Source organism: Rothia sp. CCM 9416, assembly GCF_048513535.1.
GTDB lineage: Bacteria > Actinomycetota > Actinomycetes > Actinomycetales > Micrococcaceae > Rothia.
Genome location: NZ_JBLXXR010000006.1, coordinates 79397 through 90082 on the forward strand (window position 1 = coordinate 79397; position 10686 = coordinate 90082).

At 59.1% G+C, this 10686-nt stretch carries 10 protein-coding genes and 2 tRNA genes; 8 read left to right on the forward strand and 4 right to left on the reverse strand.

Annotated features, from left to right (window positions below):
* The first annotated feature begins 89 nt into the window (after nt 1–89).
* The 3 genes from ACN080_RS04330 to ACN080_RS04340 all read left to right on the forward strand — a co-directional run bounded on the left by ACN080_RS04330 (nt 90) and on the right by ACN080_RS04340 (nt 2315).
* Complete coding sequence (locus tag ACN080_RS04330) at nt 90–860, forward strand: winged helix-turn-helix domain-containing protein (RefSeq protein WP_419099062.1); 771 nt, start codon at nt 90–92, stop codon at nt 858–860.
* A gap of 135 nt (nt 861–995) precedes the next feature.
* Nucleotides 996–1778, forward strand: coding sequence for an alpha/beta fold hydrolase (locus ACN080_RS04335; RefSeq protein ID WP_419099063.1), 783 nt, complete (start codon nt 996–998; stop codon nt 1776–1778).
* A gap of 9 nt (nt 1779–1787) precedes the next feature.
* A complete protein-coding gene (locus tag ACN080_RS04340) occupies nt 1788–2315 on the forward strand; it encodes a SixA phosphatase family protein (protein ID WP_419104199.1) in 528 nt (175 codons plus the stop codon).
* A 75-nt stretch (nt 2316–2390) separates the two neighbouring features.
* Here the strand turns inward: ACN080_RS04340 and ACN080_RS04345 are convergent.
* Both ACN080_RS04345 and ACN080_RS04350 read right to left on the reverse strand, forming a co-directional pair.
* Nucleotides 2391–2479: transfer RNA gene (locus ACN080_RS04345), tRNA-Ser, on the reverse strand.
* 290 nt (nt 2480–2769) lie between these two features.
* Nucleotides 2770–2857, reverse strand: a tRNA-Ser gene (locus ACN080_RS04350).
* 165 nt (nt 2858–3022) lie between these two features.
* On the opposite strand from ACN080_RS04350, the gene ACN080_RS04355 reads away from it, so the two are divergent.
* The 5 genes from ACN080_RS04355 to ACN080_RS04375 all read left to right on the forward strand — a co-directional run bounded on the left by ACN080_RS04355 (nt 3023) and on the right by ACN080_RS04375 (nt 8622).
* The gene (locus tag ACN080_RS04355) at nt 3023–4033 is read left to right on the forward strand and encodes an NAD(P)H-quinone oxidoreductase (RefSeq protein WP_419113131.1); all 1011 of its coding nucleotides are present in this window, start codon (nt 3023–3025) and stop codon (nt 4031–4033) included.
* A 143-nt stretch (nt 4034–4176) separates the two neighbouring features.
* Nucleotides 4177–6447 (forward strand): carbon starvation CstA family protein, encoded by a 2271-nt coding sequence (locus ACN080_RS04360; protein ID WP_419113132.1) that lies wholly within the window; start codon nt 4177–4179, stop codon nt 6445–6447.
* A 7-nt stretch (nt 6448–6454) separates the two neighbouring features.
* On the forward strand, nt 6455–6646 hold the full coding sequence (locus ACN080_RS04365) for a YbdD/YjiX family protein (protein WP_419099067.1): 192 nt from the start codon (nt 6455–6457) through the stop codon (nt 6644–6646).
* 128 nt (nt 6647–6774) lie between these two features.
* Nucleotides 6775–7260 (forward strand): dehydrogenase, encoded by a 486-nt coding sequence (locus tag ACN080_RS04370; protein ID WP_419099068.1) that lies wholly within the window; start codon nt 6775–6777, stop codon nt 7258–7260.
* A 171-nt stretch (nt 7261–7431) separates the two neighbouring features.
* A complete protein-coding gene (locus ACN080_RS04375; RefSeq protein ID WP_419113133.1) occupies nt 7432–8622 on the forward strand; it encodes an acyltransferase family protein in 1191 nt (396 codons plus the stop codon).
* A gap of 137 nt (nt 8623–8759) precedes the next feature.
* On the opposite strand, the gene ACN080_RS04380 is transcribed toward ACN080_RS04375, so the two are convergent.
* Both ACN080_RS04380 and ACN080_RS04385 read right to left on the reverse strand, forming a co-directional pair.
* Nucleotides 8760–9389, reverse strand: coding sequence for a response regulator (locus ACN080_RS04380; RefSeq protein ID WP_419110895.1), 630 nt, complete (start codon nt 9387–9389; stop codon nt 8760–8762).
* Nucleotides 9379–10686 (reverse strand): sensor histidine kinase (locus ACN080_RS04385; RefSeq protein ID WP_419113134.1); only part of this gene is annotated, 1308 nt, incomplete at its 5' end. The genes ACN080_RS04380 and ACN080_RS04385, both read right to left, overlap by 11 nt.

Below are 10686 nucleotides of genomic sequence, written 5' to 3' on the forward strand. Positions count from 1 at the left end.
TAGACAGCGACAACTCCCTCACGCACGGGATGTGCAGTCTAGCTGAGCCACACACTAGAATGCTCGATACACAGGGAGAAGGTAGGCAAATGTCAGGCGCACCGGGATATGTTCACATATCGCAACGCAATCGTTCTGCCGCACAGCGCCAGCAGGGCGCACCGAATCAAGGCCGAGCAATCAGGCAGCAGCCAGCTAATCTTCGCCCCATGACCTACAAGCCAGAACCCCAGCGAGCAGTAGCTCAAGAAAATGAGGCCCGTGGCTTCGTGATCTACGTTGGCCTAAGTGAGGAAGCCGCTGCAGCGCAGGGCACCTCACTGGTCCGCATCGTTCAGGACACCCGCGTCTACGTGCAGAACCAGGTCCCCGGCGCTGAATCTTATGCCGCCGTTGCCCTAGCCCCCTCCGATGCGCAGGGGAGCGACCTCGAAGTGGTTCGCAATGCTCTAGGCGACCCCACCGCGGTGCACTACCAGCCCGAAGCTGGCCAGCACACTAGCCACCACACGGCCGATGACTCAAAGCCCACCCACTCCGTCGGTGTACTCATTGACCTTTCCCGCCGTGAAGTTTACCTGGACGGTGAGATGCTCAACCTGACCTACAAGGAATTTGAGCTCCTCAACTACCTGGTAGAAAACGGCCAGCGCACCGTCGCCCGCGAAGAACTGCTGACCAGCCTGTGGCGAGATGCCGAGGAAGTCCCCAACGAGCGCACTATCGACGTTCATATCCGCCGTCTGCGTTCCAAGCTGGGTCGTCTCTCCAACACCGTACGCACCGTACGTGGACAGGGCTACCGCTTCTACGAGCATCCCGAGGTCGTTGTCTGGGCCGCACCCGAGTACTCCATCTAAACGGATTTGCCAGCTGATCCCAGCTCAGCCCAGAACCCTTTATAAGGGTAAGGCCACCCTTGCACCGAGCGGGGGTGGCCTTACCGTTTGTGGTGGTGCCGGGTGTGCCGCCCGATGGGGGTTAAAGTAGAGGGTATGACTGCTTCTGTTCTTGCGACCACCGTCATCGGTTCAGGCCCCCTCAAAACCGTCTTTCTGCACGGCCTTTTGGGGCGGGGAAAGAACTTTACCGCTATCGCCAAAAACCTGGGCGAGGGTGTACAAACCCTGCTCCTTGATTTACCCAACCACGGCTCAAGCTACTGGACCGATAGCTTTGACTACCGGCAGATGGCTGACCTGGCCGCCCAAGCTGTAGCCGAGTATGCCGCCGGTGAGCCGGTGGTCGTCATGGGGCACTCCATGGGCGGAAAAATTGCTATGCTCCTTGCCCTGAGACACCCGCACCTGGTCAGCAAGCTGGTCGTTATTGATATCGCCCCCGGTGAGTCCAAGGGTAGCTTCGAGGTGCTCATGGACAGTATGCTGGCTCTACCCATCGACACCTACACCACCAGGGGACAGGCCGATACTGACCTGGCCCGCACCGTTCCTGCAGCAGGAGTGAGAGCCTTCCTGCTCCAAAACCTAAAAATGTCCAAGAGCGGCAACAGCTGGGAGCCCAACCTGGTCATGCTCCGTGAGCACCTAGCGCAGATTATGGGTTGGCCGGGAACAGAACAGCAGTACAAGGGCCCGGTGCTCTGGATCGCCGGTGGCAATTCCCCCTACATCACCCCAGCAGACTTTGAGCCTATGCGCCGGCTCTTCCCCCTGGTACGGCGCTCTGTGATTAGGGGAGCGGGCCACTGGGTTCATTCGGAGAAGCCCCAGGAGACTATCTACTTACTCAGAGGCTTCTTGGGCAACCGCGACTAGGATAGGTGTATGACCGATTTTGCTCTGCCCCGCCACGATGCCCGCACCCTCATCATCATGCGCCACGCCGAGGCTGATTGGGGGCTGGATGATTTCAACCGCCCCCTGACCCGGCGTGGCCACTCCCAAGCCCCTCGGGCCGGTGCCTGGCTGGTAGAGCAGGGTCTAATCCCCGAGATGATGGTCAGCTCAGCCGCCCTGCGTACCCGGCAAACCACTACCTGGGTTTCCGAAGCGCTGGGGGAGAAAGCGCCCACCGCTAGCCTGGACGAGCGCCTCTATAACGCGCCTGCCTCCCAGCTACTGACCACTATTAACCGCACCCCCGAGGCCGTGCATTCGCTGATGCTAATTGCCCACCTACCCGGTGTGCAGGACGCAACCCTGCAACTGGCCCGGCCCGACTCCGACTACGAGGCCCTCATGGATGCCTCCTACGGATTTGCCCCGGCCACTTTGGCTGTATTCCAGGTTCAAGGGGACTGGGGGCAGCTGGTGGACGGTGAAGCTCAGCTGATCCACTGCGTTAGCTTCTAAACCGGAGGCCCCGTGACTAGGGGGAGAGCAAACACGAAAAAGCCCGCCTACTCATCGAGTAGGCGGGCTTTAGAGCGGAGACGGGGGGATTTGAACCCCCGGTCGAGTTTAACCCCGACCCTTCATTAGCAGTGAAGTCCATTCGGCCGCTCTGGCACGTCTCCTAACGCTGCTCAGCTTAACCCGTCAACCTGGCTCAGCACCACAGCTTAGACCAGTTTAGCGACAAAAAGAAGCTTGGTCAAAACCTAAGCTTTTAGTAGCCGGTAGATGAGTTAGCGGTCATGGCTAGGAGGGCTAAGCTAACCAGGGCTATAAACCCCAGTACCTTGTAGATAAGAGCAACCCCAGCCGGTGACCTTGCCAATAGTGGCAGCGCTGCCCAGGGATTCTGCCTCACCATTTGTTAAAGATAAAGCCCATCTCACGTAAGATACGTAAGATGGGCTAGGTGCGGATGGTAAGGGATTTGAACCCTTGAGGCGGGGTTGCCGCCTACTGGTTTTCAAGACCAGCTCCTTCGGCCGCTCGGACAACCATCCAGATGTGCTCAAAGCACTCATCCCATGTTACACAGGCTGGGGCATAAAGCAAAATACTAGTTTCTGTGCCCTTGCTCTCGCTAGGGTAGTAAGGTCAGGCAATACCCACCGCACGATTTAGCTGAACCACCTGCCTAGGGGCAGGAAGAAAAAAAGGGGGAGAGCATGCAAGCCATTGTTGAATCTGAGCACGGAAGCCCCGAAGTTCTGTGCGTCAGCCAGGTGCCGGTTCCTGAGTCAGGGCCGGGCCAGGTCCTCCTCAAAGTCGCTGCAGCGGGCATTAACCAGGCCGATCTTGCCCAACGTCGCGGCTTCTACCCGCCACCGCCAGGGGCAAGCTCCATCTACGGGCTAGAGGTATCTGGTGTCATCGAAGCGGTCGGACCCGGAGTGGATACGACCCTCGTCGGGGAACCAAGAGTTGCCCTGCTTGCAGGAGGTGGCTACGCCCAATACGTCGCGGTGGACCTAGCACACACTCTGCCCCTACCTGCCGGGGTCAGCTTAGGCGATGCCGCCGGCCTGATAGAGGTAGCCGCAACGGTCTACTCCAACCTGGTGCTCACCCTCGGGGTAGGCACCAGCCCCCAAATCAATCAAGGGGCCAGTCTGCTCATTCACGGGGGTACCGGTGGAATCGGCACCCACGCCATTGAACTAGCCCAGGCGCTGGGCCTCACGGTTTTCGCAACCGCTGGCACCGACGAAAAGTGCGACTATGTTCAGAGCCTCGGTGCCCACCCCATTAACTACCGCACCGAGAACTTCCGCCAGATCGTGCGGCAGGCAACCGAAGAACGCGGGGCCAACTACATTCTCGATGTGGTGGGCGGTAGCTACCTCGAAGAAAACATCAAAACCCTGGCTCTGGACGGTTCCCTCGCGGTGATTGGACTTCAGGGCGGCGCTAAAGGTGAGCTGAACCTGGGCTACATGCTACCGCGGCGGCTGAGCCTGCATGCCACCTCCCTGCGCTCACGAAGTGCCGACGATAAGGCGCGCATTGTGGACGGTGTGCACAGACTTGTCTGGCCCCTAATCGAGAGCGGCGCCATCAGCCTTCATACCGACTCTGTTTTCCCCTTGGAGCAGGCCGCCCAAGCCCATGCCCGTCTCGAATCCGGGGCTCACCGGGGTAAAATTCTCTTGGTCCCTGACGCATCAGCGCATGACTAAAGAGGGGTTACAGGTAGGTGCGCTCTAAACCAAATGTCACATGAGCGAAGCAATGTGACCTATCACCCAAAGCCCGGTATAGTGTGAGCACGCACACCGCATTAAAACTGGCGGAACACGCACGATCACACTGGAGTGAGCCCATGACACAACAGAGTTCTTCAACTGCGGAGCAGGAACGCCCGCAAGCCTACATAGACCCCGAGGTCCTAGAGCAAGAACACCGCACCTGGACCCCCAAAACCATCGCTATCTGGGCACTGATTACTCTGCTTGGCGCAGTCAGTTGGTCCATGATCGCTATCTTCCGTGGCGAAACCGTGAACGCTATCTGGTTCGTCTTCGCCGCCGTCTGTAGCTACCTGATCGCCTACCGTTTCTACGCCCGGTTCATTGAAGCCAAACTGGCTCAGCCCGATGACCGCCGGGCAACCCCCGCAGAGTACGATGCTGACGGTAAGGACTACGCCGCCACCGACCGCCGCGTACTCTACGGGCACCACTTCGCCGCAATTGCTGGCGCAGGCCCCCTGGTTGGCCCCGTCCTAGCTGCCCAGATGGGCTTCCTGCCCGGAACCATCTGGATTATCGTCGGCGTTATCTTGGCCGGTGCAGTCCAGGACTACCTGGTTCTCTTCTTCTCAATGCGCCGCGGTGGACGCTCCCTAGGCCAGATGGCCAAGGAAGAGCTTGGCACCATTGGTGGTTACGCCGCGATTCTGGCAACCCTGGCCATCATGATCATCATTACCGCCATCTTGGCGCTGGTGGTTGTCAACGCCTTGGGTGAATCCCCCTGGGGCGTATTCTCCGTGGGCATGACCATCCCTATCGCCCTCTTCATGGGTGTCTACCTGCGCTACATTCGCCCCGGCAAGGTCGGTGAGATCTCAATTATCGGCTTCGTCCTGCTCATGGCCGCTATTATCAGCGGCGGCTGGGTCAGCCACACCGAATGGGGCGCCCAATACCTGCACCTTGACCGGGTCACCCTGGCCTGGTGTGTCATCATCTACGGCTTCATCGCCGCTGTTCTGCCCGTCTGGCTCCTGCTGGCACCCCGCGACTACCTCTCCACCTTCATGAAGGTCGGCACCATCGTGCTCTTGGCCGTGGGTATCATCGTGGTCCGCCCCGAAATTACCGTACCCGCCGTCAGCGAGTTCGCCTCCCGATCAGAAGGCCCGGTGTGGTCAGGCTCCCTCTTCCCCTTCCTCTTTGTCACCATTGCCTGCGGTGCGCTCTCCGGTTTCCACGCGCTCATCGCTTCGGGTACCACCCCCAAGATGGTTGAAAAAGAACGCCAGACCCGCTTTATCGGTTACGGCGGCATGCTCATGGAGTCCTTTGTCGCTATCATGGCCCTGGTTGCAGCTGTCACCATTGACCGTGGTATCTACTTCGCCATGAATTCCTCAGCAGGTGCCACAGGCGGCACTGTAGAATCGGCAGCGCTCTTTGTGAACTCACTGGGTCTGACCGGTGTGCAGGTTACACCCGAGCTACTACAGGGTACAGCTGATGCGGTGGGCGAGCATTCCATCGTCTCCCGCACGGGTGGCGCACCTACCCTGGCCGTGGGCATGGCATTCATTCTGGGCAAGATGCTCCCCTGGTTCGAACTGACTAGCTTCTGGTACCACTTCGCCATCATGTTTGAGGCTCTCTTCATTCTGACCGCTGTGGATGCCGGTACCCGTGTTGCCCGCTTCATGCTGTCTGATACCCTGGGGAACTTCTTCCCCAAGTTCCGCGACCACAACTGGCGGGCAGGTGCCTGGATTACCACCGTTCTTATGGTGGCAGGTTGGGGATCCATCTTGATTCTGGGTGTAACCGACCCCTTGGGTGGCATTAACACCTTCTACCCGCTCTTCGGTATCGCCAACCAGCTCCTGGCTGCCTGTGCCCTAGCTGTCTGCCTAGCGATAGCCGCTAACAAGGGCCGCTTCAAGTACCTCTGGATTATCGCCCTGCCTCTGGCCTTCGACCTGTTGGTTACCGTGGTCGGCTCTTACCAGAAGATCTTCTCCACCAACCCCGCAGTGGGCTACTGGGCTAATCACAACCGCTTCAAGGAGGCCCTAGCCGCCGGTGAAACCTCCCTCGGCGCGGCAAAGAACGTGGAAGCAATGGAAGCCGTTGTGCGCAACACTTTCGTGCAGGGCACACTCTCCATTCTCTTCGTGGTGCTGACCCTGATCGTGGTGATTGCCGCCGTCCTGGAGGTATTCAAGGCCAAAAACGGTCACGCCCAGAAGAGCCACGAGAACCCCTACGTCCAGTCCACCATCTACGCACCGGCTGGCCTCTTCGCCACCCCGGCCGAGCGTGAACTGGAAAAGGAATGGAAGGCCTTCTACGAGAAGTACCCAGACCAGATCAGCGGCTCAGCAAGCCACAGCGGCCACTAGGAGAGCCATGCAGAAGATACGGTATTTTCTCTCACGGGCTCGCTGGTTTGCCGGGGGAGTGATGGGCGCTGACAAGTACCAAAAGTACCTGGCCCACCACAGAGCAACCGGTTGCCACCAGGAGCCCATGACCGAACGCCAGTTCTGGCGGGAATACACCGACGGGTTGGACCGTAACCCCGGTGCCCGCTGCTGCTAACAAGTAGCCCAGAGGCCGTTACCCCACCAAAAGTTGGGGTAGCGGCCTCCCTGCATAGGCTGGTGACCAGCAGGCGAAGAAATTAGGGTAACCTAAGAAAGTAGGAACCGGTAAGAAAGGGCCAAGCAATGGGCATCAAAGACTTCTTGCAAAGTCGTCGTGACGACGCTGAGCTTGGGCAAGGCCTCTGGCGCAGAACCCACGACCGGTTCGTCCGAGGGCTTGACCGCTTTCACCAGATCCTCGAGCGCGTCCCAGTAGGCCCCACACTCGAAGAAATCGTGCCGCTTGCCAACGAGCTAGCTGACCTGCTCCCCAGGGTTCGAACCGTTGCCGCCGAAGCGCACCGGCTAGCTCCCAGCGACTCCCAGGACATCCCCGCCTCACCCACCGGCGTATATTCCGATCTGCATCGCGCGCTCTCCCGAGCAGGCAACGCACTGGCCCTTACCGCTGAGGCCCTAGCCATGACCCGTTGCGCCGGTGACTGCCTGAACGGATGCACCCGAACTGAGAGCATCGCCCGCCGAATAGACACCGTCAAACAGCACATTAGCGATGCAGAAACCTACCTAGAGCAGGCACGCTGTGAAGCACAACAAACAGCCTCTTAGCTTCTGACAGGGGAGAACTTTTTTACACTCCGGGATTTGTCGCCAAGACCGCGTAAATATCCCCTAAACCGTACCTATTAAGAAGACCAAAGTACAGGTAAAGTTAGCGCGCGTGCAATTACGCTTAAAGAAGGCACAATCACACACGCTTTTAGGGGAAGAAGTAAGCCTATGAACCGCTACGCCCACATAGACGCCATGCGCGCCTTTGCGGTGCTACTCGTGGTCTTTTCACACGCAGGGCTAAAATTTGTGCCGGGCGGCTCCGGGGTAACCATCTTCTTTGCCATTTCAGGCTTCATCATCACCTACCTGCTTCTTCGAGAACGCGACAAAACCGGCAAATTCGATGTATCGGGCTTCTACATCCGCCGCTTCCTCAAAATTGCTCCTCCCCTTATCCTCGTCATAGTCCTGCCCACCATCGTCTACTGGGCGCTCGGCGGAACCCTTGACCCCCTTGACGTGCTGGGCCAGATTTTCTTCTTCTTCAACCTGCGCTACCTGGACTCACACATCACCGTGCTACCCGGTAGCCACGTGATGTGGTCGCTCTCCATCGAGGAGCAGTTCTACCTGGTTTTTGCCATCCTCTGGCTATTCATGGTGCGCTGGCGCAACTACCGGAAGGCCCTGACGCTGCTGGGCCTATCCCTTATCTTGTACTCGGCCCTGTCACGGTGGGCACTGTTCGACGCCGGTGCCAGCAGCGACCGCATCTACTTCGGCACCGATACCCGCCTTGAAGCAATCGCTATCGGCATGCTCACCGCCCTCTGGTACCACCGATACAGCGACGATGAAATGGTCCGAGGACGCCACCTAGCAGGCAAGCACTACATGCCTTCCGGGGGCCTGACACGAGACGGGTACACTATCCCGCTCCTGGGCCGTAACTGGGTCTTCTTCACCGCCATAGGGGTCTACCTGATGACCCTGGTCATCCGCGATACAACCTTCCGCGAAACCGTGCGCTACTCGCTCCAGGCCTGGTCAGCTTCCACCATTATGCTCTGGGGGCTGGTAGCTTCCCGCCAGCCCCTGGGCGCGGCTATCCACCGCTTCTTAGCCTGGCGGCCCCTGCAACTCATTGGCCTGTCGAGCTACAGTATCTACCTGGTACACGATGTGCTGTTCAAAGCAATCGAAGGCCACCTGCAGGACCTGCCCCTTCTGGCCCAGGTTGCTCTTCTGGTGCCCCCCGGCCTTCTCGCGGGTGTACTGATTTACCTCATGGTTGAGGTCCCCGTCCAGCGCTTTAAAGACCGCCGCTTTGGGGCCAGCTGGAAGCAAGACCAGAAGCCAGCACCCGCTCCAGCTGACACCCCTGTTGTCATTCCCTGGAACAAGCAGAAGTCTTAGGCTTCTGCCCGAGAAGGTATCCACCCCGGCCTGCTTTGTGCCCGCCAAGGCCCTAGAAGGCCAACCCCGAGCCAGTTGGCGGGGCACAAAGCAGGCCTTCCTCCTTACACGGGAGCTACCACACCCGCACCATACAACTAGATGAGGTTCTGCGCGCGTGCCGCCGCCACAGCGGCCGTGCGGTTATCCACACCCAACTTGGTGAAAATATGCACCAGGTGCGTCTTTACCGTGGACTGCGAAATAAAGAGCTTCTGCGCAAGCTCCTTGTTGGTTGCACCGGTAGAAACAAGCTCAAGAAGCTCAGTTTCCCGCGCTGAAAGAGTCACAGTAGGCCGTTGCATCCGGTCCACCAGCGCCGCCATGACCTCGGGCGAGAGCGTCCTCTGGCCCCGCGCCGTAGCTAGTACAGCCGTATGCACCTGCTCCGGAGGGGCGTCCTTGAGCAAATAGCCCAGAGCGCCGGCCTCAACAGCTGCCACGATATCGGCCTGCGTATCAAAGGTAGTCAGCACCAGCACTGGAGGACCCCCCATAGCCACCAGCAGACGAGTCGCCTCCACCCCGCCCATAGGTTTCATCTGAAGGTCCATCACCACCGCATCGGGGGCCTCGCCCCGTACGGTTAGCTCCTGTACAACCGAAACAGCCTGACCCCCATCGGAGGCTTCTGCCACTACCTCGATGTCGCTAAACCCGGCAAACAAGGCACCCAAACCAGCCCTGACTACCGGGTGATCATCGACCAGCACAACCTTAACAGTCATAGTTACCTCCAGAAGCCGGGGCAGCCAGTACACCCTCTACCGGTAAACGGACAGACAAGGCGGTACCAGCGCCAGGAGAACTTTCAATATTCAGGGTCCCACCCACCTGGTCTACCCGGGCAGTCAGAGAGATCAACCCATAGCCGGTGCTACCCTCCGCTAGGGCAACCTCAGCCTTATCCGTTACCGGTGAGAGCGCACGAACGTCAAAACCAACCCCGTTATCGCACACATCCAGTGCTACCTCACCCGGCCACAGGCTGAGCGTCATCACCGCCTGACTGGCCTGAGAATGGGCAGCAACATTCGCCAACGCACCCTGGGCTACCCGCACCAGGGTAGAGGCAATCGGCTCAGGCAGCCGGTTCACCGCAGACTCATCACCATCAACGGTCAAAGAGCACCGGAAGTCAAGACCCGCCGCCTGCTGAGTGGCCTGCGTCGAAGCGACCAAAGAGCTCAAAGCACCTACCACAGAACTATCCAGCGCGGGCGAAGCTAAGTCATGAATAAAACGGCGGGCTTCTGCCAGGTTAGTGGACGCGCTCTGCTCAATTACCTGCAATCGTTCCCTCCCCAGCGCAGTATCACCTGATGCCAAGGCATTTGAGGCCGCACGGGACACCAGAACAATCGACGATAGCCCCTGGGCCAAAGTATCGTGTATTTCCCGGGCAAGGCGCTCGCGCTCAGCAATCTTTCCAGCCCGGTACTGCTGTTGAGCCAGCTCGGCCTGCACCGCCCTGAGCTGCTCAGCTAGCCGAAACTGGTGGGCTGCATCCTGTCTCAGTGCCCGGTAGGTAAAAGAGATAACTACAGCCAAGATAGCCCCCAGCGTAGGGCCTACCAGGTACCCCGGAGTCAGACCCTCAGCCCGTAAACGAGCCAGGCCGAACCCGGCAGGGCCCACCAAAGGCAAAGCAACCGCCAGAAGGCACAGCGCACCGGTAGCCAGCACCCCGGCTAGAGGTCGCAAGAGGTGCAGGTAGAGGAACATGACGGGGAAAACAGCCCAGGTAAACGAGCTATCCAAACACATCAGCGCCAGCCACAAACCTGTAATGACAAGCAACCAGAGATGAGCCGGGCTAAAAGGCAAAGTACCACCGGAGGCCAAGGGAAAACCTGCCAGCCTCAACCGCTGAGGTAGGCCGCGCCGCTTCTCATAGACCGTACCTGCCAGGTAGATAGCCCCCAGGGTAAGTGTCAGGACCCCGATAGCGGTGTGGCGGGGCTGGTAGACGCTGCCCACTAGAGCCAAAACAGCACCAAAAATGAGTAGGAAAGCGAACATGAC

Coding starts and splice junctions, on each gene's coding strand:
- ACN080_RS04330 (WP_419099062.1), top strand. CDS start 90: ATGTCAGGCGCACCGGGATATGTTCACATATCGCAACGCAATCGTTCT.
- ACN080_RS04335 (WP_419099063.1), top strand. CDS start 996: ATGACTGCTTCTGTTCTTGCGACCACCGTCATCGGTTCAGGCCCCCTC.
- ACN080_RS04340 (WP_419104199.1), top strand. CDS start 1,788: ATGACCGATTTTGCTCTGCCCCGCCACGATGCCCGCACCCTCATCATC.
- ACN080_RS04355 (WP_419113131.1), top strand. CDS start 3,023: ATGCAAGCCATTGTTGAATCTGAGCACGGAAGCCCCGAAGTTCTGTGC.
- ACN080_RS04360 (WP_419113132.1), top strand. CDS start 4,177: ATGACACAACAGAGTTCTTCAACTGCGGAGCAGGAACGCCCGCAAGCC.
- ACN080_RS04365 (WP_419099067.1), top strand. CDS start 6,455: ATGCAGAAGATACGGTATTTTCTCTCACGGGCTCGCTGGTTTGCCGGG.
- ACN080_RS04370 (WP_419099068.1), top strand. CDS start 6,775: ATGGGCATCAAAGACTTCTTGCAAAGTCGTCGTGACGACGCTGAGCTT.
- ACN080_RS04375 (WP_419113133.1), top strand. CDS start 7,432: ATGAACCGCTACGCCCACATAGACGCCATGCGCGCCTTTGCGGTGCTA.
- ACN080_RS04380 (WP_419110895.1), bottom strand. CDS start 9,389: ATGACTGTTAAGGTTGTGCTGGTCGATGATCACCCGGTAGTCAGGGCT.